Below are 25,410 nucleotides of genomic sequence, written 5' to 3' on the forward strand. Positions count from 1 at the left end.
ACTGAGGCGGCCGCGCAGGCCGCCCCCGAGACCGGCCCGGCCGCGCAGCCGGGTGCTGAAGGGAGCTGACCATGCTGATCCCGCGCAGGGTCAAGCACCGCAAGCAGCACCGGCCCGACCGCAGCGGAGCCGCCAAGGGCGGCACCAGGGTCGTGTTCGGCGAGTACGGCATTCAGGCGATTGAGCACTCCTACGTGACCAACCGCCAGATCGAGTCGGCCCGTATCGCCATGACCCGTCACATCCGCCGTGGTGGGAAGGTGTGGATCAACATCTACCCCGACCGTCCGCTCACCAAGAAGCCGGCCGAGACCCGCATGGGTTCCGGCAAGGGTTCGCCGGAGTGGTGGATCGCCAACGTCAAGCCCGGACGCGTGATGTTCGAGCTTTCCGGCGTGGCGGAGCCGATCGCGCGTGAGGCACTTCAGCGCGCGATCCACAAGCTGCCCATGAAGTGCAAGATTGTTAAGCGTGAAGTGGGTGAGGCGTGATGGCTAAGGGCCTGACCGCCGGAGAGCTGCGGGTGGAGGACCAGGACACCCTGGTCCAGAAGCTGAAGGAGGCGAAGGAGGAGCTGTTCAACCTCCGCTTCCAGGCGGCGACCGGTCAGTTGGAGAGCCACGGGCGGCTGCGCGCCGTCCGCCGCGAGATCGCCCGTATCTACACCGTGATGCGCGAGCGCGAGCTCGGCATCGTCACGGTCGAGAAGGAGACGAGCGATGGCTGAGACCGAGACCACCGAGACGGCGAACGACCAGCGGAACTTCCGCAAGGTTCGCGAGGGCCTGGTCGTGAGCGACAAGATGGACAAGACCGTCGTCGTCGCCGTCGAGGACCGGGTCAAGCACCGGCTGTACGGCAAGGTCATCCGCCGTACGACCAAGTACAAGGCGCACGACGAGTCCAACGCCTGCGGCGTGGGCGACCGTGTGCTTCTGATGGAGACCCGCCCCCTCTCCGCCACCAAGCGGTGGAGGGTCGTGGAGATCCTCGAGAAGGCCAAGTAGGTTTTCTCGGATATACCGCGCCTCGTGGGGGTCGCACCCCCATGACGGCGTCCAAGGACGCGGGGCCGTCAGGCCTCGCGTCGCCTGCGGTGCGGCCCCAGGAGGCGAGTCCTCCGGGCTTCCCGAGCCTTCGGGCCGGGGAGTCCGGGACAGAGCCTCCTGCGGGTGTGTGGCCGGGGGACCAAGACCATATCGGGTTCCGCCAGGCTCACGAGGAAGCGTGCTTCCGCCGTGAGAACCGGCGCGACTAACAGGAGTCAACGTGATCCAGCAGGAGTCGCGGCTCAAAGTCGCCGACAACACGGGTGCCAAGGAGATTCTCTGCATCCGTGTGCTCGGCGGCTCGGGCCGACGCTACGCCGGTATCGGCGACATCATCGTCGCCACTGTCAAGGACGCCCTGCCCGGCAGCACGGGCGTCAAGAAGGGCGATGTCGTCAAGGCCGTCATCGTCCGCACCGCCAAGGAGCGCCGCCGGCCCGACGGCTCCTACATCCGCTTCGACGAGAACGCCGCCGTCATCATCAAGGACAGCGGTGACCCTCGGGGCACCCGTATCTTCGGCCCGGTCGGCCGTGAGCTGCGCGACAAGAAGTTCATGCGCATCATCTCGCTCGCCCCGGAGGTGCTGTAATGCCGAAGCTGCATGTGAAGAAGGGTGACCTCGTCACCGTCATCGCCGGCAAGGACAAGGGCGCCAAGGGCCGGGTCATCGCCACGCTGCCGCGCGAGGACCGCGTGGTGGTCGAGGGCGTCAACATGATCAAGAAGCACACCAAGGAGACCAACCAGGGTCCGCGTGGCGCCAAGACGGGCGGCGTGCAGACCATGGAGGCTCCCATTCACGTGAGCAACGTGAAGAAGCTCAAGGACGACAGCGCCAAGGACAAGGCCGCCGACAAGCCCGCCGACAAGAAGGCTGACAAGGCCGACGAGACGGGTGAGGACAGCTGATGACTGCTACGACCACTGAGACCGAGCGTCCGACGCCGCGCCTCAAGACGAAGTACCGCGAGGAGATCGCGGCCAAGCTTCGCGAGGAGTTCGGCATCGAGAACGTCATGCAGATCCCCGGCCTGGTGAAGATCAAGGTCAACATGGGTGTCGGCGAGGCGGCCCGCGACTCGAAGCTGATCGAAGGCGCCGTCCGCGACCTGACCGTGATCACCGGCCAGAAGCCGGCCGTCGTCCGGGCCCGCAAGTCCATCGCCCAGTTCAAGCTGCGCGAGGGCATGCCGATCGGCGCGCACGTCACGCTCCGCGGTGACCGCATGTGGGAGTTCCTCGACCGGCTGCTGGCGCTGGCCCTGCCCCGGATCCGGGACTTCCGCGGCCTGTCGCCGAAGCAGTTCGACGGCAACGGCAACTACACGTTCGGCCTGACCGAGCAGGTCATGTTCCACGAGGTCGACCAGGACAAGGTGGACCGGCCGCGGGGCATGGACATCACGATCGTGACCACCGCGAAGAACGACGACCAGGGCCGGGCGCTGCTCAAGCTTCTCGGCTTCCCCTTCAAGGAGGCCTGATCCAATGGCGAAGAAGTCGCTGATCGCCAAGGCGGGGCGCAAGCAGAAGTTCGATGTGCGCGCCTACACCCGCTGCTCGCGCTGCGGGCGCCCGCGCGCCGTCTACAGGAAGTTCGGCCTGTGCCGCGTCTGCTTCCGTGAGATGGCGCACCGGGGCGAGCTGCCTGGCATCACCAAGTCCAGCTGGTAGTTACCCTTGGGGGATGGCGTTCGTCGTCCCCCACCGGGTGATCGCCCGCCGTACATATCTGTAAATGTCAAAAACCCGGGAGCTCTCGCCGAGAGCTCCCATGACCGCGCCGAAGGTCCACCGGCAGAGCAGTGCACTCCACTGACACTCGGCCGACTGGAAACCGCGGCGAGGAAGGCCACTGGCCATGACGATGACCGACCCGATCGCAGACATGCTCACGCGTCTGCGTAATGCGAACTCGGCGTACCACGACAGCGTGTCGATGCCGTACTCGAAGATCAAGGCGCACATCGCCGAGATCCTCCAGCAGGAGGGCTACATCCAGGCCTGGACCGTCGAAGACGCCAAGGTCGGCAAGAACCTCGTGGTGGAGCTCAAGTTCGGGCCGAGCCGTGAGCGTTCGCTGGCGGGCCTGCGCCGGGTTTCCAAGCCCGGTCTGCGGGTCTATGCGAAGAAGGACAACCTGCCTCGAGTCCTGGGCGGACTGGGCGTCGCGATCATCTCGACGTCACACGGTCTCATGACCGACAAGCAGGCCGGCAAGCGTGGTGTGGGCGGGGAAGTCCTCGCCTACGTCTGGTAGAGGGGAGGAACACAGCATGTCACGTATCGGACGGCTGCCCATCCCTGTGCCCAGTGGCGTAGACATCACGATCGACGGCCAGGATGTCCAGGTCAAGGGCCCGAAGGGCACGCTCACTCACAAGATCGCCGAGCCCATCAAGGTGGGTCGCGACGACGACGGCGCCATCGAGGTGACCCGTCCCAGCGACGAGAACAAGGTCCGCGCGCTGCACGGGCTGTCGCGGACGCTGATCGCCAACATGGTGCAGGGCGTCACGCAGGGCTACTCCAAGTCCCTGGAGATCGTCGGTGTCGGTTACCGCGTCCAGGCCAAGGGCCCGACGCAGCTGGAGTTCTCGCTGGGCTTCAGCCACCCGGTCGTCGTGAACGCCCCCGAGGGCGTCACCTTCCGCGTCGAGAAGCCGACCCTGTTCCACGTGGACGGCATCGACAAGCAGAAGGTCGGCGAGGTCGCCGCCAACATCCGCAAGCTGCGCAAGCCCGACCCGTACAAGGGCAAGGGCGTGCGCTACCAGGGCGAACAGATCCGCCGCAAGGTCGGAAAGGCTGGTAAGTAGGCATGGCTCCGAAGACTGCGTTCGGCAAGCACACGGCTGCCCGCACCGTCTCGCGGGCCCGCCGTCACCGCCGCGTCCGCAAGCAGGTCGTCGGTACGGCCCAGCGTCCGCGCCTGGTCGTCAACCGCTCGACCCGCCACATGTTCGTCCAGATCGTGGACGACACGGTCGGCCACACGCTGGTGAGCGCGTCCACCATGGACCCCTCGCTGCGTTCGCTGGAGGCGGACAAGACCGAGAAGGCGAAGAAGGTCGGCGAGCTCCTCGCTCAGCGGGCCAAGGAAGCCGGGATCACCGCTGTCGTGTTCGACCGCGGTGGCAACCGCTATGCCGGGCGCATCGCCGCTCTGGCGGACAGCGCTCGCGAAGGCGGGCTCGAGTTCTAATGACCGCAAATGCTGAGATGAGGAACCACTGATGGCTGCAGCTCCGCGTCGCGGTGGCGGCACCGGTGGCGAGCGGCGGGACCGTCGTGACGATCGCCGCGGTGGCGCCGCCGACAAGGGCGTCTCGTACATCGAGCGCGTAGTGAAGATCAACCGAGTGGCCAAGGTCGTGAAGGGTGGTCGTCGCTTCAGCTTCACCGCCCTCGTCGTCGTCGGTGACGGCAACGGCCTGGTCGGCGTCGGCTATGGCAAGGCCAAGGAAGTCCCGGCCGCCATCGCCAAGGGCGTCGAAGAGGCGAAGAAGCACTTCTTCAAGGTGCCCCGCATCCAGGGCACGATCCCGCACACCGTGCAGGGCGAGGAGGCGGCCGGTGTCGTTTTCCTGCGTCCGGCGTCCGCCGGTACCGGCGTCATCGCCGGCGGCCCGGTGCGCGCGGTCCTGGAGGCGGCCGGCATCCACGACGTGCTGTCGAAGTCGCTCGGCTCCGACAACCCGATCAACATCGTGCACGCCACCGTGGCGGCTCTGAAGGGCCTTTCCCGGCCCGAGGAGATCGCCGCCCGCCGTGGCCTGCCGATCGAGGACGTGGCTCCGGCCCGGATGCTCAAGGCCCAGCGCGAGGGCATCGCCGAGGCCGCGGCCGCTAAGGCGGTGAGCTAGTCGTGGCACGCCTGAAGATCACTCAGGTTCGCTCGAAGATCGGTGGCAAGCAGAACCAGCGTGACTCGCTGCGCTCGCTTGGCCTGAAGCGAATCGGCGACGTCGTCGTCAAGGAGGACCGTCCCGAGATTCGCGGGATGGTGTCCGTGGTGACGCACCTCGTCGTGGTGGAAGAGGTCGACTAGTCATGACTGACAAGGCTCCGCTGAAGATTCACGACCTGCGTCCGGCCCCCGGCGCCAACAAGCCGAAGATCCGCAAGGGTCGCGGCGAGGCGTCGAAGGGCAAGACCGCCGGTCGCGGCACCAAGGGCAGCCACGCCCGCACGACCGTCCCCCTCGGCTTCGAGGGTGGTCAGGTGCCGCTGCAGAGGCGTCTGCCGAAGCTCAAGGGCTTCTCCAACGCCCTGTTCAAGACGACCTACCAGGTCGTCAACCTCGACAGGCTCGGCGAACTGTTCCCCGACGGTGGCGACGTCACCGTCGAGGCGCTGGTCGCCAAGGGCGCTGTCCGCAAGAACCAGCCGGTCAAGGTCCTGGGCACCGGGGAGATCTCGGTCGCGGTGAACGTGCAGGCGCATGCCTTCTCGAACGCCGCGAAGGAGAAGATCGCCGCCGCCGGCGGTTCCGTGACCGAGCTGTAAGAGCAATTACGGCGCGTGGGGGCTCTGACAATGGGCCCCCACGCACGTAGTGCGTTAGAGTTCGCGAGACGGCAGGATTCTGTCCTGCTCGATTTGACCTGAGACTCAGATGGCAGATCCCCGCACCATCGCATACTCACATCGCCTCATAGGCGCGCAGGAGGGACCGTGCTGACCGCGTTTACCCGGGCGTTCCGGACGCCGGACCTGCGCAAGAAGTTGCTCTTCACCCTGGGCATCATCGCGCTGTTCCGTCTCGGCTCGGTTCTTCCGACTCCGGGCGTTCACGTTCAGAATCTGGCGGCCTGCTTCGACCAGGCCCGCGAAGGCGCCAACGGAAACGTCTACGGAATGGTGCAGCTGTTCAGCGGCGGCGCCCTTCTGAAACTTTCAGTGTTCGCGCTGGGCATCATGCCCTACATCACCGCGAGCATCATCCTTCAGCTGCTGGTCGTCGTCATCCCGCGACTCGAAGCGCTCAAGAAGGAGGGCCAGTCCGGTCAGACCAAGATCACGCAGTACACGCGTTACCTGACCATCGCACTCGGCGTCCTCCAGTCGACCGCGTTCATCGCTCTGGCCCGGTCCGGGCAGTTGTTCCCGAACTGTCAGCAGAACGTGCTGCTCGACCCCGACAACATCTTCCAGATCGTGACCATGGTCGTCATCATGACCGCGGGCACCTCTGTGATCATGTGGCTGGGCGAGCTCATCACGGATCGTGGCGTCGGCAACGGCATGTCGATCCTGATCTTCACCTCGGTCGTGTCGATCTTCCCGTCCGAGATGGCCAACATCTTCCAGGCGAACAAGTTCACCTTCGCGGCCGTGCTCGTGGTCGGCGTCTTCCTCGTGGCCGCCGTGGTCTTCGTCGAGCAGGCGCAGCGCCGGATCCCGGTGCAGTACGCCAAGCGGATGGTCGGGCGCCGGATGTACGGCGGCACGTCGACGTACATCCCGCTGAAGGTCAACCAGGCCGGCATCATCCCGGTCATCTTCGCCTCGTCGCTGCTCTACCTGCCGCAGCTGATCACCTCGCTGTTCGCGAACGCCGAAGACCCCAACGTGGTCATCCAGTGGATCTCGCAGAACCTGGCGACCGGTGACACGCCGATCTACATGGCGACGTTCTTCCTCCTGATCGTCTTCTTCACCTACTTCTACGTGTCCATCACCTTCAACCCCACTGAAGTGTCCGACAACATGAAGAAGTACGGTGGGTTCATTCCGGGCATCCGTCCGGGCCGGCCGACGGCTGAGTACCTCAACTTCGTGCTCACCCGCCTGACCACGCCCGGTGCGCTCTATCTGGGTCTGATCTCCATGGTCCCGATCGTCGCGCTCGCGGTGGCCGGTGCGAGCCAGAACTTCCCGTTCGGAGGGACGAGCATTCTGATCATGGTTGGTGTCGGCCTGGACACGGTCAAGCAAATCGAGAGCCAGCTGCAGCAGCGTAACTACGAAGGCTTCCTGCGGTAGTGCGTCTCGTTCTCGTCGGGCCCCCTGGAGCGGGTAAAGGGACCCAGGCCCAGTACATAGCATCGAACCTGTCCATCCCGAAGATCTCGACAGGTGACATCTTCCGTGCCAACGTCTCCGGGGGCACGGAGCTAGGCAAGCTCGCCAAGACCTACATGGACCGCGGTGACCTGGTTCCTGACCAGGTGACCATCGCCATGGTCCGTGACCGCCTCTCGGAGGACGACGCGCAGGACGGGTTCCTGCTCGACGGCTTCCCGCGCAACGTGCCCCAGGCCGAGATTCTCAAGAAGATGCTCGCCGACTGGGGCCAGGGGCTCGATCTCGTGCTGGAGCTCGTGGTCGACGACGACGAGGTGGTCAGGCGCCTGGCGGGACGGCGTACGTGCAGCCAGTGCGGGCGCATCTGGCACGTGGAGTTCGACGACAAGCAGGACGACCGGTGTGACGCCTGCGACGGCACGCTGTTCCAGCGTGACGACGACAAGGAGGAGACCGTCAGGCACCGCCTGGAGGTCTACCAGGAGCAGACGGCACCCCTGATCTCCTACTACGCCGACGAGGGGACCCTGGTCGGCGTGGACGCCACAGGGCCGGTGGAGGAGGTCACCCAGCGGGCCATGGACGCGATCCGTCCGTTCCTGGGTTGAGTTCCCGAGGCTGTTCGCGGAGGTGGCACGGAAATCCGTGCCACCTCGCGGTTATTGTGGGGGAATTGGGCTCCGATGTTGCCCGTTGAAGCCCTTGGGGGTGCCGTACGTGTTCAAAAGAAACAAGCATGGAATCCAGATCAAGTCGCCTGAGCAGCTGGAGAAGATGCGTGCCGCCGGCCTGGTGGTGGGACGCACGCTCGACCTGCTGAAGCGGTCCGTCGAGCCCGGCATGACGCCGCTCGACCTGGACGTGATCGCGGAGAAGGCGATCAGGGACGAGGGCGCGATCCCGTCCTTCAAGGGCTACCAGGGCTTTCCCGCCTCGATCTGCGCCTCGGTGAACAACGAGGTGGTCCACGGGATCCCGACGGCCGCGCGCAAGCTGCGCGAGGGCGACATCATCGCGATCGACTGCGGCGCCATCCTGGACGGCTGGCACGGCGACTCCGCCGTCACGGTCGCGGTGGGCGAGGCGGATCCGAAGCTGCTGGAGCTGATCCGGATCACCGAGGAGGCGATGTGGGCCGGCATCAGGGCGCTGAAGCCCGGCCGCCACCTCTCCGACATCGGCCACGCGATCGAGCGCTACGTCAAGTCCCAGGGCAGGTTCGGCATCCCGCCCGAGTACGGCGGTCACGGCATCGGCACCGAGATGCACATGGACCCGTGGATCGCCAACCACGGCAAGCCCGGACGCGGCCCCGTCCTGGAGGCGGGCATGTGCCTGGCCATCGAGCCCATGGTCAATCTGGGGTCGGAGCGGACGCGGGTGCTGGCCGACGACTGGACCGTGGTGACGGTGGACGGGAAACCCTCCGCACACTTCGAACACAGCGTCGCGGTGACTCATAATGGTCCTTGGGTGCTAACTGCCTTGGATGGGGGCAAAGAGCGCCTAGCGCAGTCTTAGCCGCGAGTCCGGGAGTGGGTGGGTATGGCGCAGAGTCCCGAGATGCGTGCTTCCGACGTCGATCGTGATCGGGTGGCCGCCGTGCTGCGTGAACACACCGCCGAAGGCCGCATCACCATGGACGAGTTCAACGAGCGGCTCGAACAGCTCTACAAGAGCAAGACCTACGGCGAGCTGGCCAGGCTCACCGCGGACCTGCCGGACGTCGACCTGCGCAACCGCCCCGCCAAGATCTCCCCGCAGCCGGTCGCCACGCGCGGCATGCACCCCGGGATGATGGCGGCCTGGAGCGCGTGGGCCGCGGCCAGCGCGATCAACTGGGTCATCTGGTTCATCGTCAGCCTCGCCTCCGATGACTTCGCCTATCCGTGGCCGCTCTGGGTGATGGGTCCCTGGGGGGCCATTCTGCTGGTCAGCACCATTTTCGGGAGAAGCGGGAAAGAGGAGTGAAGGGCCCGGTATCTGTGCACTAGTGCACTGTGCGCATTCGTCCACAGATGGATATCGCGCGGGCTTCCTAACGTGAGCGGTGTCGAGAACACGACTCACGGAGGACACCGAAATGCGCAAGCTCATTGCAGCCGCCGCCCTCGCCGGTTCGATGACCGTCACCGGTCTCGCGCTCGCCCCCGCCGCCCAGGCCGCCCAGGTCGACACCGCCCCGGCCGCCACCCAGGCGTCGGCCACCGCCGGCACCTGGGGGAAGTACTACTCCAGCAACAAGAAGGCCTACACCTACGGGAAGACCTGGGCCTTCAAGGGCAAGGTCCACACGAAGTGGTACGGCAAGGAGTTCACCTCCAAGCACGGGTACGTCTGGTTCCGGTACGAGTACAAGAACGGCCGGACCGGCAAGCACTTCTACCGGTGGAACGGCTCGGCCGGCCACAGCTGGAGCAAGTCGAACATCAAGAAGCTGTACACCTACACCTGCTGGGGCGGCGCCACCAAGTACTGCGGCTCGGTGCACCGCATCTACTAGCAGCCACGTCCCTCGCGTCGAGGAAGGCCCGCCGACCCCCGGCGGGCCTTTCTCCATGCCCGGGAGCGGGACGCGGTGGAGATGGTCCGAGATGGGGAACGGTTCGGGTAGACTGGGGCGTGGTTGTGTCAGGACACCTGGCACGCGTTTCGCGTTTTCCGCCACGGTGTCGTACACTCCTTAGTCGGCTCACTATGACTATCACGCGTCGGCGCCCCTTGCCGGTCGCCGCTCTCTCCGAAGCGTGAGGTCGCGGCTGCTTAGTGAACCGGAGCCTCAGACGATCGATCAGTGAAACGCGAGGGATTTTGGCCAAGAAAGACGGCGCCATCGAGATCGAGGGCACTGTGGTTGAGTCGCTCCCGAACGCCATGTTCCGGGTGCAGCTCGACAACGGCCATAAGGTCCTGGCCCACATCAGCGGACGGATGCGGATGCACTACATCCGGATTCTGCCGGACGACCGGGTAGTCGTGGAACTGAGCCCCTATGACCTCAGTCGTGGGCGGATCGTCTACCGATACAAGTAAGACGTCTGAGGACACAAAGGACTATGAAGGTAAAGCCGAGCGTCAAGAAGATCTGCGACAAGTGCAAGGTGATTCGCCGGCACGGTCGCGTCATGGTGATCTGCGACAACCTGCGCCACAAGCAGCGCCAGGGCTAGTCGCCGCAAGGCTTCTCCGAGTCCGCCCCGATCAGGGTGCGGGCTCGACGCATGAGAAGTCTGCTTCGTAAGCGCGTGTCACACCCGGGCAGGCAAGTCTCATCAGAGACCTGGACCACTCGGGAGACCCCCGGTCGGAGGCCGGGGCCCTCACCCCGGGCATGGGGAGGGGAGGTGGCGCGCAAGACCTCCGCCACAACGAAGGAGAATGCCCACCATGGCTCGCCTGGTTGGCGTCGACCTCCCCCGCGACAAGCGGCTGGAGATCGCTCTCACCTACATCTACGGCATCGGCCGCACCCGCGCCCAGGAGATCCTCCAGGCGACCGGTGTGAGCCCCGACCTCCGCGTGCACCAGCTCTCCGACCAAGAGCTCGTCCCGATGCGTGACTACATCGAGGCGAACTTCAAGATCGAGGGTGACCTGCGCCGCGAGGTCCAGGCCGACATCCGACGCAAGATCGAGATCGGTTGCTACCAGGGCATCCGGCACCGCAAGGGCCTGCCCGTCCACGGCCAGCGCACGCAGACCAACGCGCGCACCCGCAAGGGCAAGAAGAAGACCGTGGCCGGCAAGAAGAAGCCCGGCAAGAAGTAGTAGTCCACCGGAGCGCGAACGGTCAGGCCCGGGAGCGGTAGCTCGCGTGACCAGCGAGGGCCGAGTAAGCGCGACCATTCAGCACAGCCGCGGACCGAAGACCTCAGGAGTTGAAGGCAAGCAATGCCTCCTAAGAGCCGTCAGGGCGCCCCTAAGAAGGTGCGCCGCAAGGAGAAGAAGAACGTCGCTCACGGGCACGCCCACATCAAGAGCACGTTCAACAACACGATCGTCTCGATCACCGACCCCAACGGGAACGTGATCTCCTGGGCCAGCGCGGGCCACGTGGGCTTCAAGGGCTCGCGTAAGTCCACCCCGTTCGCCGCTCAGATGGCCGCCGAGAACGCCGCCCGCCGCGCCATGGAGCACGGCATGCGCAAGGTCGACGTCTTCGTCAAGGGCCCCGGCTCCGGCCGGGAGACCGCGATCCGCTCGCTCCAGGCCACCGGCCTGGAGGTGGGCTCGATCCAGGACGTCACCCCCGTTCCGCACAACGGCTGCCGGCCGCCGAAGCGCCGCCGCGTCTGATTCCAGGAGATAGAGAGAAATGGCTCGTTACACGGGCGCGGACTGCAAGCTCTGCCGCCGGGAGAAGACCAAGCTCTTCCTCAAGGGCAGCAAGTGCGATTCCGCCAAGTGCCCCATCGAGATCCGTCCTTACCCGCCGGGTGAGCACGGCCGCGGACGCCCCAAGGAGTCCGAGTACCAGCTTCAGCTTCGCGAGAAGCAGAAGACCCGCCGCATCTACGGCGTCCTCGAGAAGCAGTTCCGCAACTACTACGAGGAAGCCGCGGGCAAGAGCGGCAAGTCGGGTGAGGTTCTCCTCCAGATCCTGGAGAGCCGCCTCGACAACGTCGTCTACCGCGCCGGTTTCGCGCAGTCGCGTGACGCCGCCCGCCAGCAGGTCCGTCACGGCCACATCATGGTCAACGGCAAGAAGGTGGACATCCCGTCCTACCGCGTGCGCGAGCACGACATCATCGAGGTGCGCGAGACCAAGCGCAACCTGATGCCGTACGAGGTGGCCCGCGCCACCGCCGGCGAGCGCACCGTCCCGGCCTGGCTGGGCGTCGTGCCGGACAAGCTCCGCATCCTGGTGCACCAGCTGCCCGTCCGGCAGCAGATCGACACCCAGGTGCAGGAGCAGCTGATCGTCGAGTACTACTCGAAGTAGTCACTCGCCTTCCTGGTTCTCGTACGGTTCCCGTACGAGAACTAGGCTGTTTCATCGGAGTGGCGTCATATAGCGGGCGCCACACGAAAAAGGGGAGACCCGCACATGCTGATCGCTCAGCGCCCGACTCTTCTCGAAGAGTCCATCGACGAGACGCGTTCCCGGTTCATCATCGAGCCGCTGGAGCCGGGCTTCGGCTACACCATCGGCAACTCGCTCCGCCGCACGCTGCTGTCGTCCATCCCGGGCGCGGCCGTGACGAGCATCCGGATCGAGGGCGTGCTGCACGAGTTCTCGACCGTTCCCGGGGTCAAGGAAGACGTCACCGACATCATCCTCAACCTCAAGGAACTCGTCGTGTCCTCCGAGCACGACGAGCCGGTCGTGATGTACCTGCGCAAGCAGGGCCCGGGTGAGGTCACCGCCGCCGACATCGCGCCGCCGGCCGGTGTCGAGGTGCACAACCCCGAGCTGCGCATCGCCACGCTCAACAGCAAGGCGAAGCTGGAGATGGAGCTGACGGTCGAGCGTGGCCGCGGCTATGTCTCCGCCGCCCAGAACAAGCAGCCCGGCCAGGAGATCGGCCGCATCCCGATCGACTCCATCTACTCGCCGGTCCTCAAGGTCACCTACAAGGTCGAGGCGACCCGAGTCGAGCAGCGCACCGACTTCGACCGGCTCATCCTCGACGTCGAGACCAAGCCGGCCATGAAGCCCCGCGACGCGGTGGCCTCCGCCGGCAAGACCCTCGTCGAGCTCTTCGGCCTGGCCCGTGAGCTCAACGTCGAGGCCGAGGGCATCGACATCGGCCCGTCGCCGACGGACGCGGCCCTGGCCGCCGACCTGGCGCTGCCGATCGAGGAGCTCAACCTCACCGTCCGCTCGTACAACTGCCTCAAGCGCGAGGGCATCCACACCGTGGGCGAGCTGGTGGCGCGGAGCGAGCAGGACCTGCTCGACATCCGCAACTTCGGCGCGAAGTCGATCGAAGAGGTCAAGCAGAAGCTGCACGAGATGTCGCTGGCGCTCAAGGACTCCCCGCCCGGGTTCGACCCGAGCGCGGTGGCCGGCGGCGGCTACGACGACGACGACAGCGCGTACGTCGAGACCGAGCAGTACTGACCCGCGCGGGCCCCTGATCGCGGGGGCCCGTCGGGCAAGGCCGCACCCGCGCGGCCTTCGTATCGCGGGGGCCGCCGACGGCCTCCCGCCCGACCCCGGTACCTGGCACGGCCGGGGCGGTTAACTCACAAGGAGAGAGCAATGCCCAAGCCCACCAAGGGCGCACGTCTTGGCGGCAGCCCGGCCCACGAGCGGCTGATCCTGGCCAACCTGGCCACCGATCTGTTCCGCCACGGCAAGATCCGCACGACGGTCACCAAGGCCAAGCGCCTCCGCCCGCTGGCGGAGCGCCTGATCACCAAGGCGAAGAAGGGCGACATCCACAACCGTCGCCAGGTGCTCACCGTCGTCAAGGACAAGGGCGTCGTCCACCACCTCTTCACCGAGATCGCGACGACGTTCGCCGAGCGTCCCGGCGGCTACACCCGGATCACCAAGATCGGCGCGCGGAAGGGCGACAACGCCCCGATGGCCGTCATCGAGCTGGTGACCGAGCCGCTGAACACGGTGACCCGCACCTCCGCTCCGGCCGCCGCCCCCGCCGCTCCGGCGCAGGAGGAGCAGCAGGAGCAGCAGGAGCAGACCGAGGCGAAGACCGACGCCGACACCGAGGCGAAGGCCGAGACCGAGGAGAGCGCCGAGGCTCCGGCCGAGGCCAAGAGCGACGACGCCGCCGAGGCGCCGGAGGCGAAGAAGGACGAGGCCTGAGACACGAGGCCGACGGGCCCGGACCTCTTGATCGGGGGTTCGGGCCCTTTGTCGTCCTCGTGACCGTGTGTTTCTTCGTCTGGAGGTGATCATGGTACGGCTGCGGCTGGATCTCGGGTACGACGGGAGCGGGTTCTCCGGCTGGGCCCGTCAGCCCGCCTTGCGTACCGTGCAAGGGGAGATCGAGCTGGCGCTCGGCCGGATCCTGCGGCTGGAGGACCCGGCGCTGACCGTCGCGGGGCGCACCGACGCGGGGGTGCACGCGCGCGGACAGGTGGCGCACCTGGACGTGCCGGACGACGCCCTGGCGCAGCTCGACGGCAACCGGCCGGAGGCGCTGGGGACGGACGAGCGGCTCGCCGCGCTCGTAAGGAGGCTGGGAGGCGTCCTTTCCCCCGATGTCCGTGTTTTTCGGGTCTCTGTGGCCCCTGAGGGCTTCGACGCGCGTTTTTCCGCCTTGTCCCGGCGGTACGCGTACCGGGTGAGCGACGCCCCGGGAGGTGGCGATCCGCTGCGGCGGCACGAGGTGCTGTGGCACAACCGCCCGCTCGACCTGGACGCGCTGAACACCGCCGCCTCCCGGCTGCTCGGCGAGCACGACTTCGCCGCGTTCTGCAAGAAACGCGAGGGCGCCACCACCATCCGGGAACTGCAGCGGCTCGACTGGGCGCGCGACCGCGACGGGGTCCTGGTCGCGACCGTGGTGGCCGACGCGTTCTGCCACTCGATGGTACGGGCCCTCGTCGGCTCCCTCCTGGCGGCGGGTGACGGCCGGCGGCCGGTCGAGTGGCCCGGGCAGGTGCTCGCCGCGGGCGTACGCGACACCGGGGTGCACGTGGCGCCCGCGCACGGCCTGTGCCTGGAAGAGGTCCGCTACCCGCCGGACGAGGAGCTCGCGGCCCGCGCCACCACCACGCGGCGGGTGCGCACCCTGACCCTCTGAATCCGCCGCGGAGGTCAGTTGTCGGCGACGCGGCGTTCCAGGACCTTCGCGGTCTCGTCACGGAACTCGCTGCTCACCTTGACCAGGGTCTTCTCCTTACCGGTCGGCGTGTGGCCGTCGGCGTGGGTGGCGTAGCTGAAGACGATGTAGCGGCCCCACACCAGCCCGGCCGCGTAGCCGCCGGCGATGTTCACCCGGTCGCCGCCGGACCCGTCGGGGCCCGCCAGGCCGCGGAACCACAGGTTGCGGTCGAGGTTCTTGGCCTGGTCGACCTCCAGGGCGGCGTCCCTGCTCGGCAGGACCGCGATGCCGGTGGTCACCGCGTAGCGGCGCTTGCGGTCGACGTACGTGGCGCGCAACACGCGGCTGCACTTCTGCGCCTTCAGCGCCTCCGCGAACGGGCCCGACGCGGCGTCCGCGCAGTCGTCGTCCAGCTCCGACTTGACCCGGGTGAACGTGGTGCCGGCCGCGTCCACCTTCTTGTCCGGGAACGCCTCCTTGAGCGACAGCGCCTTCGGATCGGTGATCTCCGAGTTGAGCATGGAGGTGCCGGACGGCTGCGCGGGGGTGGTGACGGAGGGCGCGGCCGTGGGGGCCGCCGTGGGGGCGGAGGTGGGGGCGGAAGTGGGCGCGGCCACGCCCGTGGGCGCCGACGAGTTCACGGACTGGACGGCGAAGAACCCGCCCGTGGCGACCCCGGCGAGCACCAGCACGCCGAGCGTGGCGAACAGCGCCCGCTTGCTCTTCGGTGGCTCCTGGACCTGGATGGACCCGAGCGACTGCCCGAAGGGACCGCCCTGGCCTGGGCCGCCCTGCCCTGGGCTGCCCTGCCCTGGGCTGCTCTGACCCGGGCCGCCCTGCCCTGGACCGCTCTTGCGCAGGGCGCGCTGGCTCAGGGGCGTCAGCTCGCCCTGCCGGGGTGGCCGTCCGGCGAGTTCACCTGGCGCCGGTGGTCGCCCGGGTCGTGCGGGCGGCAGGCCGGTGGGTCCGCCCTCGGCGGGCGAGCGGCGGGGGACGAGCTTGCCGGGTGGCGATCCCTGCGGTGGGACGAGGCCGCCCTGAGCCGGGCTCGTCGCGCCGGCGGCGCCCTGAACGGGGCCGGCGGAGCGCGGTGCCCCGGGATTGCCGTTCGGCGCGCCCGGGGCCGGGCCGGTGGAGGTCTGTCGACCGGAGTGGGGCGGGGCGGCGTTGGTCTGCCGCCCAGAGGGGGGCGCGCCCTCGGCCGGTCGAACGTGGCCCGGGGTGAGCGGCGTGTCGCCAGCGGTCGGAGAGGGCGCCACGGAACCCAGCGGGGTCCCCGGTCCACCGCGGGGCGTACCCCCGCCCTGGGCCACACCTCCGGCTTGCGGCGTATGTCCGGCTTGCGGCGTACCTCCGCCTGGGGTCACACCTCCGGCTTGGGGCGGAGGGGCGCCGAAGCCGCCTGGAGGCGGAACCGGAACCCCTTGGATCACGCTGCCCAAGGTCTGCGGTCCAGGATCGGCTGGAGTCTCCTGGCCGCCTCCGGCAGGAGGACGCGGGTCAGCTCCGGGTCGGGCGGGGCCACCTTCGACAGGCGTCCGGGAGGCGGGGGTCGACGGCTGAGCGCCACCTTCAGCCGTGGACCGAGCGCCGCCTCCGGCCGTGGACCGAGCGCCGTGTTCGACCGTTGGCTGCGCGCCGCCTCCAGCCGTGGACTGCGCGTCGCCTCCAGCCGTGGGCTGGGGGCTGTCACCGGCCGGGCGCTCGGCCTGGAGAGAGACGGCCTCCCGCTGCCCGGGCTCGGCGTCTTCCCTGGGCGCCGGCGCGTTCGCGCCGGACCCTGAAGAGGCGGGCCGGCGCCCCCAGACCTCGGACGCGAACGGCAGGTCGAGCTGGTCGCGCTCCTCCGGGGCGGGGGGCGGCCAGACGGGAATGTCGTTCGGTTCGGTCCGGCGACCCGTATGCCTCCTCCGAGGTTCATGCGCGGTCTCGGAGCCATCCGTGGCAGGGGACGTGTCGGGGGGACGAACGCCGCCCGAGGGGCCGCCCTGGAGGGGAGTCCCGCCACCATGAGCGCCGTCCGGCGCGGACCGGCCGACGCCAGGGCCGACCTCGGCGGTGGGCGGAGCGCTGCCGGGGGAGCGGTCGGCAGTGCGCCCGCCGTGGGTCGGAGAGCCGTCCGGTGCGTGCCGGTCGGCGTAAGGGCCGGTCTCGGGGGTGGGCGGAGCGCTGACTGGGGACTGGTCCGTGGGAGCGCCGTGTTCGGCGGTGGGTGCGGCGAGGGCATGCGCGCCGCTTGTGGACTGCTGGGGTGTGGGGTCGCCCTGGGCGGGATCGCCCGCCATCCCGGGGGCAGGCGGGGGGACTGTGCCCTGCTGGGCGGCGGGGGAGAGCTTCGGGTCGAACAGCGGCGCCGGCGGCCCCTTCCGGCCAGGCGACGCCACCGGCATCCCCGCCTTCCGCGCGAACGGTGGCACGCGGCCCGGTCGGGTCGGCCCTTCGGCGCCCTGCTCCCGATCGGCGTCCAGGTCCTGGTCGTAGGAAGGACGGGCCGGCTCCACGCCGTAGGGCGGCCTGGGGTCCTCCACCGGGTAGAGCTCCTCCGCGTCCAGCCCGTACGGCGGGCGGGCTTCGTTCTCGGAAGGCGGAGCCGGGTCGTGGTCGGCGGGGGTGGGCGCACTGAGAGGCACGGGCCGCGCCGCCATCGCGTCCGGGTCGAAGTAACGCGACGGCCCTGACGGCACCGGTTCGGCTCCCCAGCTGTCGGAGGCCGACGCGGGGTCGGGATGCCGGTCGGCGGATTCGCCCCAGCTGATCGGCCCGACTGTCCAGCCTCCCACGGCCGAGGGCTCGCCGGGCGGAGTCGGAGTCGGTCCCCAGGGCGGGCGCACGGACGGGGCGTCATCCTCCCCGGCGACCCGGTGATCGCCGCTCTGGGGGATGCGTCCGTAAGGGCGGGTCTCGTGCTGGGGCGCCTGCCCGTGGTGGGGATCGCCGCTGAGGGGTGCGTGTCCGTGGTGGGGGTCCCCGCTGTGGGGGATGCGTCCGTAGGGGCGGGTCTCGTGCTGGTCGGGCTGGGGGCCGTGTTCGTACGGCCCCGTCTCGCGCTCGTCTCTCTGGCCGCCACGCCCGGGCGGCGTCTCCTGCCGGGGGCCGCGTTCGTACGGGTGAGCGTGGTGATCGCCGGTCTGGGGGGCGCGCTCGTACGGATGGGGCGCGGGGGTGTCGTCGTCGGGTCCGAGCTCGCCGGTGGCGGCCGGCCATGGCGGCATGGCGGGGGAGTCGGTGACGGGCGTCGGCCATACCTGCATGCCGGCGGCCGCGGCGGTGAACGCCTGGGGAGGCCCCCAGCGCGTGCCGCCGAGGTCGGCGGGCTTGCCCCAGGAGCTCTTCGGCGGCTGGGAGATGACGGGCGGGACGACGGAGACGCTCGTGGACGACTCCTCGTCGTCCGCGAACCAGTCGTACGTCGCACCCTCCGCGGCCTGCACCTCCCAGGGCTGGGCGCCGGGGAAGGGCGGAGGAGCCGGCTCGCCGCCGTGCCGGGCGGGCGGGCCCGCGGCGCCGTCGCGTACGTCTGAAGAGCCGCTGTCCTGTGGCGGAAGGGGGCCGGTGTCTCGCATGCCCTCGCTGTCTCGTGCGTGGGGGGCGCCGGTGGCCGGTACGTCTCGTACGGGCGGTGCGGCCGGGGTGGTGTCCCGTACGCCTGAGGGGGCGGCGTCGGAGTCGTCGACGGAGAGCCAGGTCTCGGCGGGGGCGGCGCCCGCGGGCTGCCAGGCGTCCTCGCGCGGTGGTTCGCCCTCGACCGTGAGCCAGGCTCGCGCCGAGGGGTCGTCCGGGTATGCCGGTGGACCCCCCTGCTCGCTGGGTTGCTGACGACCGAAGCTCGGCGGGGGCGTCGGAGGTGCGCCGCCCGCCTCCCTGCGCTCGTGCCCTGACCCGGGTCCCTGGCCACGCATAAGGCGAGCGTAGCGAGAGTCCCTAGATCGTTCTCTCGGTATGAGTGTTCCGGGCCTTATGAATCGTCACTTTTGTGGGATTTCGCGTACGAAGTGAAGGTTCAGGCCGCGCGGGCGCCCGTCAGCGTCCTCACGTCGAGAGCCTTGAAGACCGTCGCCTTGGTGACGTCGTCGGCCGCCTGGAAGAGACGCTTGGAGGCGTTCTTGTCAGGCTCGGAGCCGTCCTTGTTCTGGAACCAGACCAGGACCGCGTAGTGGCCGTGGGTCCACACCTTGGCGCCGCCGCTGCCGGAGCCGAGGAACTTGGTCACCTCGTCCTTGCCCGCGAGGGGCTTGACGTAGTTGGACTTGTCGCCGGACTTGGCCACCCTGGCGGCGTTCTTGGTCGTGCTGAGGTTGGCCACGCCGACCGTGCCGATGATCTCACCCTTCTTGTCACGGAAGCTGGCCCGCATCATCTGGGTGCACTTGGCCGACGTGAGGGCCTTCGTGATCTTCTCGCCGAGCACGCCGTCGCCGCACTTCTTGTCCTTGCTGGTGACCGTCATCTCGTACGAGCGACCCGAAGCGGTGATCTTCTTGGACCCGAAGAGCTCCTTCAGCGTGAGCGGGTCGGGGTCGGTGCTGCGGCTGCCCGCGTAACCGAACTCGCCGGGCGGGGCCGAGGGGAGCGGGGCGGAGGTGCGCTGGGCCGTGCTGGACACGGCGGCGGGGTCGTCCGCGTTGAACATCACCGCCAGGCCGCCGCCGAGCAGCGCGAGCACGCCGAGGCCGGCGAGCGAGGCCCACAGCGGGCCGCGGGAGCGGGGGCCCTCGTCGTACGGGCTCCAGGTCCGGGGGGTGACCTTCTCCGTCTGCTCCGGCTTGTCGGGGCTGTCCGCCTGGTCGGCCTTGTCCGTCTTGGTGGCCTTGGCTGCCTTGGACCTGCCGCGCCTGCCGCGACCGGCGTCCTTGGGCTCGTCGCCGCCGGGCAGCGGGGCGTCCGCGGGGGGACCGGCAGGCGGTTGCTGCGCGTTCGCGGTGGTGAACGCCTCCGTGGGCTGCGGGGCGCCGGGCGGCGGCTTCCGGTTGCTCGGCATGAACGCGTCGGAGGGGCCGGTGGCGAAGGGGTCGGACGGGTTCCTCGGGGGCCCCTGCGGGCCGGTGGCGAGGGGGATCGGGGCGCCCAGCGGGCCGGTGGGCGGACCGGCGAGCGGGTCGGAAGGGCCTCGCGGGCCGGCGGCTCCCCGATCGCCCGCGCCGAAGGGGCCGGACGGGCCCTGCTGGCGGGGTGCGAAGGCGTCACCGGCCGGAGGGAATCCGCCGGTCGGCGGCTGTCCGTCGGCGCCCTGCTGGGCGGGCGTGAAGAAGCCGGAGTCGGCCGGTGGCTGGCGGTCTCTACGAGAACGACGCGGGGTGCCGTCTGTGCCGGTTTGCGGTTCCTCGGGAAAACCCATGCGGAGACATTACCGTGAAGGTGGTCACGAACGTCCGAAATCCTGCGTCCACCAAGGCCCGCCAGGGCCCGACACCACGCCGACGCCGATGGCGTTGAAGTCGCAGTTGAGCATGTTGCGGCGGTGGTCGGGGGGGGGGGGCCCCCCCCCGCCCCCCCCCCGGTTCAGGATCAGCCGGCCGGACACCGCCCGGCCTCACCTCAGCCGGTCGGCCACGCCGCCCGGCTCACACTCGGCCGGTCAGGCGGGCTGCTCGGCCTTCTCGCTCTGCGCGGGCGCCGGAGCCGGGCAGGTCGCGTTGAACTGTGTCTTGCCCGAAGAGGCGGCGTCGGGGCCGACGACGACGAGCTCGATCGAGCCCTCGGTCACCGAGGCGCCGTGGGCGCCGCCGACCGCCCAGGTCACGTCGAGGTTGCCGTCGACCTTGCGCTCCAGCGTGCCGCTGTCACGCTTGCCGTCGACCACCCAGTAGTACTGGACGGTGGCCGGACCGGTGCTCTTGAGCGTCGCCTTGAAGTCGACGCCCGGACCCCGCTTGTCCGCGCACATCTCGTTGCGCTGGCCCGTCACCGCGACGGACGAGACGGAGATCGTCGGCTTCGGGGCCTCGCAGGCGGCGTAGGACTGCGAGACGGAGTCGCCGTCCTTGGAGCCGAAGACCGCCAGGCGGACCTTGCCGCCGTTCTTCGCCGCACCCGAGAGCGCCCTCTCGGAGAGGTTCACCGTCTTGGAGCCGCCGCGGTGGAAGGTGGTGGAACCGGAGTCGACGACCTCGCCGTTCACCGACCACACGAATCGGACCCGGTCGGCGCCGCTGGCGCTCACCGTGGCGTGCGCGCTCAGCTTGCAGCCGTCGTGGTTGGTCGCCGTCACCAGGTTCGAGGCGTCGACCTTGACCCGGGGAGAGGGCGCGGGGGTGTACGACTTGCAGTGGACCGAGTAGTACGCGCGGTTGGAGACCGTACGGTCCGGGCCGAGCACCTCCAGGACCGCCGAGCCGCGATGGCTGTGGCGGGGCGAGAAGCCCACGCCGACCTTGCGCGAGTCGTACACCTTGATCTTGCCGTAGTCGGCCGTCCTGCCGTTGACCACCCAGCGGTAACGGACCCACGCCGGCCGGTTCACGGAGATCCTGCCCACGAAGTCGATCTTCGAGCCGGGGGTGCAGTAGCCCACGTACTCGGACGGGCTGGCCCAGGCCCGGGCCCGGACCCGCAGGTCCTTGTCGGTGCGGACGCCCTTGAGTGCCACGCAGTCGACCGAGAAGTAGCCCTTCTTGGAGACGACCTTGCGCGGGCTGAGCACCTCAAGCCGCTGCCAGCCCTTGACGTCACTGTTGAAGGTGGCCTTCTCGGAGAGCTTGATCGCCTTGGTGCCGTTGCCCGACACCTTGACGGTGCTGACCTTGCTCCGGGAGCCGTCGCCGTGGAGCCAGCGGTAGGCGAGCGTGGTCTTGCCCTTGAGCTTGACCTTGACCGTGGCCGAGAACGTGATGTTCGCCGGGCACGAGCCCTGGTAGTCGCGGTCGGACGCCTTCGGCGTCGAGACCGACACCTTCGGCTTGACCCGCGGCTTGGCGGCGGTGGCCGCCTGCGCGGGGCCGGCCGACAGGCCGGCGACCAGACCGGCCAGCACGGCGGTGGACGCGAGGGCGGCCACCTTCCGCGCTAAGGCAGAGGACTTCATAGGAGAGTGACTCCATTCCGTGAGAGAAAGAACGCACACGGGAACGGTTGCCACGCCGACACTCATCTCTGCCCGGCCATATGGCAAAGCCCCCGTTACTGCAAGGATCACTTAAGCACAAGGGTGAATGCGCATTCAATACGTTATGGCCGAAGAAATGTGTTGATTCCGCGACTTATTCGGCTATAGACCAGGCGATTCCGTCCAAAATGTCGTGTTCGCTCACGACAACCTGTGCGAATCCGAACCGTTGGACGATCCGGTCCAAAATGAGGGCGCCCGCCCCGATGACGTCCACCCGGCCCGGGTGCATCACCGGCAGCGCCGCCCGCTCCTCATGGGTCATCGCCAGCAGCCGCCGGGTCACCTCGTGCACCTGCTCACCGGGGACGCGCGCGTGGTGGATCCGTTCCGGCAGGTAGGCGGGCAGGCCTAGCGCGACCGCCGCCACCGTCGTGACCGAACCGGCCAGCCCCACCAGCGTGTGCGCCTCGCGTACCGGCACCTTGTCCTCGACGCGGTCGAGCGCGGCCTCGATGTCGGCCACCATCGCCCCCAGCGCCCCCGCCGACGGCGGGTCGCCGTCGGCCACATGACGCTCGGTCAGCCGGACGCAGCCGCTGTCGACCGAGAGCGCCGCCTCCGCGTGCTCCGACCCCACCACGAACTCCGTCGAACCCCCGCCGATGTCGACCACCAGGTAGGGCGGCAGCGGCCCCTGGGGGACCTCGGTCTCCGGAGACAGCCGCACCAGCCCCCTGGTGGCGCCGGTGAACGACAGCTCGGCCTCCTCCGACCCCGAGACCACCTCGGGTTCGACCCCGAAGATCTCCCGGACCCCGTCGGTGAACTCCTGCCGGTTGGCCGCGTCACGGGTGGCGCTGGTGGCCACCACACGGGTGGTCGTCGCGCCGTGGAGGTCGATCAGCTCCCGATAGCCGCGCATCGCGGCGAACGTGCGCTCCAGCGCCTCCGGCGCCAGCCGCCCGGTGCGGTCGACGCCCTGACCCAGCCGTACGATCTCCATCCGCCGCTCGACGTCGGCCAGGTCGCTCTCGCCGACGTCGGCCACGAGCAGTCGTACAGAGTTGGTGCCGCAGTCGACGGCGGCTACACGCATGATCCGTCACTCCACCAGTCGGGGAGGGCCTCCAGCGCCTCCCTGCCGAACGGGTTGCTTCCCGGGGCCGCGAGCTCGTGCGCGACGAGCGCGTGCAGGCACTTGACCCGCAGCGGCATGCCGCCCGCGCTCTGCGTGCCGGGCGGCAGCGGCTCCAGGCCCTCCTCCTCGGCGACCTCGTCGCGCCTGGCCACGTAGGAGTCGTGAGCGGCCTGGTAGGCGGCCGCCAGCTCCGGGTCGCCGGCCAGCCTGTCCTGCATCTCGCGCATCATCCCGGAGCTCTCCAGCGTGCCGATCGCCGACGCGGCCCGCGGGCAGGTCAGGTAGTAGAGCGTGGGGAACGGGGCGCCGTCGCCCAGCCGCGGCGCGGTCTCCACCACGTCGGGGTTCCCGCACGGGCAGCGGTGCGCCACCCGGCGCAGCGCGCGGGGCGGCCGGCCGAGCTGTCTCCCGACGGCCTCGACGTCCTTACTGTCCAACGCTTTCCCTCTGCTCGGTGACCTGCTCACGGTCCTGTTCACGGTCCTGCTCGGAGTCCTTCCGGGAGTCCTTGCCGGGGTCCTGCCCCGAGTCCTCCTCGGTGACCTGGCCGGGGGGCTCGTCGGGGGTCTCGTCGGCGGGCCGCTCCGTCGCGCGCCTGCCGGTGCCGCTGTCGGCCGCCTGGACCGACTCCCACAACGTCTGGTACCACGGCGGCTGCTGCGCGGGCCGCGCCGCCGCCGCCTGCCCCTCGCCCGGGTCCTGGTCCATCACCACGAAGCACCGCTCGCCCTCGCCGCAGTAGTGGAGCCGCTCCTTGGCCGTGCGCTTGACCCAGTTGGGGTCGCTGACCTGGCGGCTCTCGGCCAGCAGCCGCTGCCGCTCGGCCTCCACCCTGGACCTCTCCTCGCGCAGCTCGGCGATGTCGCGGCGCTGCGCGATGTAGGTGCGGACGGGGTAGGCCAGGCTCATCGCGATCGCGCAGACCACCACCGCGAGGATCGCGGCCCGCCCCGTCAGCTGCGGCCTCTTCGCCACGTCCGAACCCCCACTTCGCGTACGAGCCGCCACTTCGCGTACGAAAGCCCGCGGCGGCGACGTTCCGCCGCGGGCTACCCGAAACTAGCGCCGGAAACGCGGGAACGCCGCGCGACCCGCGTAACGGGCGGCGTCGTCGAGGAGCTCCTCGATGCGCAGCAGCTGGTTGTACTTCGCGACCCGGTCGGAGCGGGCCGGGGCGCCGGTCTTGATCTGGCCGCAGTTGGTCGCCACCGCCAGGTCGGCGATCGTGGTGTCCTCGGTCTCGCCGGAGCGGTGGCTCATCATGCACCGGTAGCCGCTGCGGTGGGCCAGGTCGACCGCGTCGAACGTCTCGGTGAGCGTGCCGATCTGGTTGACCTTGACCAGCAGGGCGTTGCCGGTGCCCTCCCCGACGCCGCGGGCCAGCCGCTCGGGGTTGGTCACGAACAGGTCGTCGCCGACGAGCTGCACCCGGTCGCCGAGCGCGGCCGTGATGGCCTTCCAGCCCTCCCAGTCCTCCTCGTCGAGCGGGTCCTCGATGGAGACCAGCGGGTAGTTGTCGACCAGGTCGGTGTAGAAGGCGATCAGCTCCTGGGTCGACAGGCCCTTGCCGTCGATCGTGTAGACGCCGTCCTTGTGGAACTCGGTGGCCGCCACGTCGAGCGCCAGCGCCACGTCGTCGCCGGGGGTGTAGCCCGCCCGCTCGATCGCCACCAGGATCAGGTCGAGCGCGTCGCGGTTGGACGGCAGGTTGGGCGCGAACCCGCCCTCGTCACCGAGGCCGGTCGCGTAGCCCTTCTCCTTCAGCACCTTCTTGAGCGCCTGGTAGACCTCGGTGCCCATGCGCACCGCCTCGCCGAACGTCTCGGCGCCGATCGGCGCGATCATGAACTCCTGGATGTCGACGTTGGTGTCGGCGTGCGCGCCGCCGTTGAGGATGTTCATCATCGGCACCGGCAGCAGGTGGGCGTTGGGGCCGCCGAGGTAGCGGAAGAGCGGCAGGTCGGCGCTGTCGGCGGCGGCCTTGGCCACGGCCAGCGAGACCCCGAGGATCGCGTTAGCGCCCAGCTTGGCCTTGTTCGGCGTACGGTCCAGATCGATCATGATCTGGTCGACGATGCGCTGGTCCTCGGCCTCGACACCGTGGATCTCGTCGAAGATCTCGTCGGTCACGGCCAGCACGGCCTTGCGCACGCCCTTGCCGCCGTAACGCTCGTCGCCGTCACGCAGCTCGACGGCCTCGAACTGGCCGGTGGACGCGCCGCTGGGCACCGCCGCCCGGCCGGTGCTGCCGTCGTCGAGCACCACGTCCACCTCGACCGTGGGGTTGCCCCGGGAGTCGAGGATCTCGCGAGCGTAAACGACCTCGATGGTAGCCACGGGATGCGCTCCTGAATCGATAGGCAATATGCGTTCGGCATGTAATGCGTTCAGAGCCTATCGGTTGAGGGC

The 25,410-nt window shown here is 69.1% G+C and carries 34 protein-coding genes; 26 read left to right on the forward strand and 8 right to left on the reverse strand.

The genetic code is table 11. The annotated features are described in order from the left end of the window. The first annotated feature begins 71 nt into the window (after positions 1-71). The 26 genes from rplP (at position 72) to truA (ending at position 14,797) form a co-directional block, all read left to right on the forward strand. A complete protein-coding gene (rplP, locus tag OUY22_RS13525; RefSeq protein WP_270155254.1) occupies positions 72-491 on the forward strand; it encodes a 50S ribosomal protein L16 in 420 nt (139 codons plus the stop codon). Next, complete coding sequence (gene rpmC, locus OUY22_RS13530; RefSeq protein WP_080047279.1) at positions 491-727, forward strand: 50S ribosomal protein L29; 237 nt, start codon at positions 491-493, stop codon at positions 725-727. The genes rplP and rpmC overlap by 1 nt, the downstream gene beginning before the upstream one ends. Beyond that, positions 720-1,007 carry a 30S ribosomal protein S17 gene (gene rpsQ / locus OUY22_RS13535; protein WP_270155255.1) on the forward strand — a complete coding sequence of 96 codons (288 nt, stop codon included), beginning with the start codon at positions 720-722 and terminating at the stop codon, positions 1,005-1,007. The genes rpmC and rpsQ overlap by 8 nt, the downstream gene beginning before the upstream one ends. Positions 1,008-1,269: 262 nt before the next feature. Then, on the forward strand, positions 1,270-1,641 hold the full coding sequence (gene rplN, locus OUY22_RS13540) for a 50S ribosomal protein L14 (protein WP_270155256.1): 372 nt from the start codon (positions 1,270-1,272) through the stop codon (positions 1,639-1,641). Positions 1,642-1,649: 8 nt separating this feature from the next. Beyond that, positions 1,650-1,961, forward strand: a complete 312-nt coding sequence (gene rplX / locus OUY22_RS13545; protein ID WP_270155297.1) for a 50S ribosomal protein L24 — start codon at positions 1,650-1,652, stop codon at positions 1,959-1,961. Then, the gene (rplE, locus tag OUY22_RS13550) at positions 1,961-2,536 is read left to right on the forward strand and encodes a 50S ribosomal protein L5 (protein ID WP_270155258.1); all 576 of its coding nucleotides are present in this window, start codon (positions 1,961-1,963) and stop codon (positions 2,534-2,536) included. Before rplX ends, rplE begins: the two co-directional genes overlap by 1 nt. 4 nt (positions 2,537-2,540) lie before the next feature. Continuing rightward, positions 2,541-2,726 carry a type Z 30S ribosomal protein S14 gene (locus tag OUY22_RS13555; RefSeq protein ID WP_195901251.1) on the forward strand — a complete coding sequence of 62 codons (186 nt, stop codon included), beginning with the start codon at positions 2,541-2,543 and terminating at the stop codon, positions 2,724-2,726. Positions 2,727-2,913: 187 nt separating this feature from the next. After that, positions 2,914-3,312 (forward strand): 30S ribosomal protein S8, encoded by a 399-nt coding sequence (gene rpsH, locus OUY22_RS13560; protein ID WP_270155259.1) that lies wholly within the window; start codon positions 2,914-2,916, stop codon positions 3,310-3,312. Positions 3,313-3,328: 16 nt separating this feature from the next. Continuing rightward, positions 3,329-3,871 (forward strand): 50S ribosomal protein L6, encoded by a 543-nt coding sequence (gene rplF, locus OUY22_RS13565; protein ID WP_270155260.1) that lies wholly within the window; start codon positions 3,329-3,331, stop codon positions 3,869-3,871. A gap of 2 nt (positions 3,872-3,873) precedes the next feature. Then, positions 3,874-4,257, forward strand: coding sequence for a 50S ribosomal protein L18 (gene rplR / locus OUY22_RS13570; protein ID WP_270155261.1), 384 nt, complete (start codon positions 3,874-3,876; stop codon positions 4,255-4,257). 31 nt (positions 4,258-4,288) lie between these two features. Then, positions 4,289-4,918: a 30S ribosomal protein S5 gene (gene rpsE / locus OUY22_RS13575; protein ID WP_270155262.1), complete on the forward strand. Its 630-nt coding sequence runs from the start codon at positions 4,289-4,291 to the stop codon at positions 4,916-4,918. 2 nt (positions 4,919-4,920) lie between these two features. Beyond that, entirely contained in the window at positions 4,921-5,103 is a 183-nt protein-coding gene (rpmD, locus tag OUY22_RS13580) for a 50S ribosomal protein L30 (protein ID WP_049572666.1), read from the forward strand. Between the two features lie 2 nt (positions 5,104-5,105). After that, on the forward strand, positions 5,106-5,561 hold the full coding sequence (rplO, locus tag OUY22_RS13585) for a 50S ribosomal protein L15 (protein WP_270155263.1): 456 nt from the start codon (positions 5,106-5,108) through the stop codon (positions 5,559-5,561). 168 nt (positions 5,562-5,729) lie between these two features. Beyond that, the gene (gene secY, locus OUY22_RS13590; RefSeq protein ID WP_270155264.1) at positions 5,730-7,040 is read left to right on the forward strand and encodes a preprotein translocase subunit SecY; all 1,311 of its coding nucleotides are present in this window, start codon (positions 5,730-5,732) and stop codon (positions 7,038-7,040) included. Next, positions 7,040-7,690 carry an adenylate kinase gene (locus tag OUY22_RS13595; protein WP_270155265.1) on the forward strand — a complete coding sequence of 217 codons (651 nt, stop codon included), beginning with the start codon at positions 7,040-7,042 and terminating at the stop codon, positions 7,688-7,690. Before secY ends, OUY22_RS13595 begins: the two co-directional genes overlap by 1 nt. Before the next feature lie 109 nt (positions 7,691-7,799). Then, positions 7,800-8,603, forward strand: coding sequence for a type I methionyl aminopeptidase (map, locus tag OUY22_RS13600; protein WP_270155266.1), 804 nt, complete (start codon positions 7,800-7,802; stop codon positions 8,601-8,603). Positions 8,604-8,645: 42 nt separating this feature from the next. Continuing rightward, positions 8,646-9,053, forward strand: coding sequence for a DUF1707 SHOCT-like domain-containing protein (locus OUY22_RS13605; protein WP_270155267.1), 408 nt, complete (start codon positions 8,646-8,648; stop codon positions 9,051-9,053). 112 nt (positions 9,054-9,165) lie between these two features. After that, positions 9,166-9,585, forward strand: a complete 420-nt coding sequence (locus OUY22_RS13610; protein WP_270155269.1) for a hypothetical protein — start codon at positions 9,166-9,168, stop codon at positions 9,583-9,585. 308 nt (positions 9,586-9,893) lie between these two features. Then, the gene (gene infA, locus OUY22_RS13615; RefSeq protein WP_012887858.1) at positions 9,894-10,115 is read left to right on the forward strand and encodes a translation initiation factor IF-1; all 222 of its coding nucleotides are present in this window, start codon (positions 9,894-9,896) and stop codon (positions 10,113-10,115) included. A 23-nt stretch (positions 10,116-10,138) separates the two neighbouring features. Further along, entirely contained in the window at positions 10,139-10,252 is a 114-nt protein-coding gene (gene rpmJ, locus OUY22_RS13620; protein ID WP_003956441.1) for a 50S ribosomal protein L36, read from the forward strand. Positions 10,253-10,469: 217 nt separating this feature from the next. Further along, complete coding sequence (gene rpsM, locus OUY22_RS13625) at positions 10,470-10,850, forward strand: 30S ribosomal protein S13 (RefSeq protein WP_148036797.1); 381 nt, start codon at positions 10,470-10,472, stop codon at positions 10,848-10,850. A 123-nt stretch (positions 10,851-10,973) separates the two neighbouring features. Next, complete coding sequence (gene rpsK, locus OUY22_RS13630; protein WP_020542285.1) at positions 10,974-11,378, forward strand: 30S ribosomal protein S11; 405 nt, start codon at positions 10,974-10,976, stop codon at positions 11,376-11,378. 19 nt (positions 11,379-11,397) lie between these two features. Beyond that, the gene (gene rpsD, locus OUY22_RS13635; protein WP_270155273.1) at positions 11,398-12,024 is read left to right on the forward strand and encodes a 30S ribosomal protein S4; all 627 of its coding nucleotides are present in this window, start codon (positions 11,398-11,400) and stop codon (positions 12,022-12,024) included. A gap of 105 nt (positions 12,025-12,129) precedes the next feature. Next, on the forward strand, positions 12,130-13,146 hold the full coding sequence (locus OUY22_RS13640) for a DNA-directed RNA polymerase subunit alpha (protein ID WP_090930437.1): 1,017 nt from the start codon (positions 12,130-12,132) through the stop codon (positions 13,144-13,146). A 141-nt stretch (positions 13,147-13,287) separates the two neighbouring features. Then, positions 13,288-13,854, forward strand: coding sequence for a 50S ribosomal protein L17 (gene rplQ / locus OUY22_RS13645; RefSeq protein ID WP_270155274.1), 567 nt, complete (start codon positions 13,288-13,290; stop codon positions 13,852-13,854). Positions 13,855-13,945: 91 nt separating this feature from the next. Further along, on the forward strand, positions 13,946-14,797 hold the full coding sequence (gene truA, locus OUY22_RS13650; RefSeq protein WP_270155298.1) for a tRNA pseudouridine(38-40) synthase TruA: 852 nt from the start codon (positions 13,946-13,948) through the stop codon (positions 14,795-14,797). Between the two features lie 14 nt (positions 14,798-14,811). On the opposite strand, the gene OUY22_RS13655 is transcribed toward truA, so the two are convergent. From OUY22_RS13655 to eno, 8 genes are all read right to left on the reverse strand, one after another. After that, positions 14,812-16,077 (reverse strand): hypothetical protein, encoded by a 1,266-nt coding sequence (locus OUY22_RS13655; RefSeq protein WP_270155275.1) that lies wholly within the window; start codon positions 16,075-16,077, stop codon positions 14,812-14,814. A gap of 2,741 nt (positions 16,078-18,818) precedes the next feature. Beyond that, positions 18,819-20,153 (reverse strand): hypothetical protein, encoded by a 1,335-nt coding sequence (locus tag OUY22_RS13660; RefSeq protein WP_270155276.1) that lies wholly within the window; start codon positions 20,151-20,153, stop codon positions 18,819-18,821. Positions 20,154-20,177: 24 nt separating this feature from the next. Beyond that, positions 20,178-20,339, reverse strand: coding sequence for a CAP domain-containing protein (locus OUY22_RS36775; RefSeq protein ID WP_333486673.1), 162 nt, complete (start codon positions 20,337-20,339; stop codon positions 20,178-20,180). Positions 20,340-20,393: 54 nt separating this feature from the next. Next, positions 20,394-21,839, reverse strand: coding sequence for a hypothetical protein (locus OUY22_RS13665; RefSeq protein ID WP_270155277.1), 1,446 nt, complete (start codon positions 21,837-21,839; stop codon positions 20,394-20,396). Positions 21,840-22,014: 175 nt separating this feature from the next. After that, a complete protein-coding gene (locus tag OUY22_RS13670) occupies positions 22,015-22,962 on the reverse strand; it encodes a Ppx/GppA phosphatase family protein (protein WP_270155300.1) in 948 nt (315 codons plus the stop codon). Then, entirely contained in the window at positions 22,950-23,438 is a 489-nt protein-coding gene (locus OUY22_RS13675) for a DUF501 domain-containing protein (RefSeq protein WP_333486674.1), read from the reverse strand. Before OUY22_RS13675 ends, OUY22_RS13670 begins: the two co-directional genes overlap by 13 nt. Continuing rightward, a complete protein-coding gene (locus OUY22_RS13680) occupies positions 23,428-23,976 on the reverse strand; it encodes a septum formation initiator family protein (protein WP_270155279.1) in 549 nt (182 codons plus the stop codon). Before OUY22_RS13680 ends, OUY22_RS13675 begins: the two co-directional genes overlap by 11 nt. Positions 23,977-24,060: 84 nt before the next feature. Beyond that, a complete protein-coding gene (eno, locus tag OUY22_RS13685) occupies positions 24,061-25,338 on the reverse strand; it encodes a phosphopyruvate hydratase (RefSeq protein WP_270155280.1) in 1,278 nt (425 codons plus the stop codon). Positions 25,339-25,410: the final 72 nt, after the last annotated feature.

Source organism: Nonomuraea corallina (assembly GCF_027620315.1).
GTDB lineage: Bacteria > Actinomycetota > Actinomycetes > Streptosporangiales > Streptosporangiaceae > Nonomuraea > Nonomuraea corallina.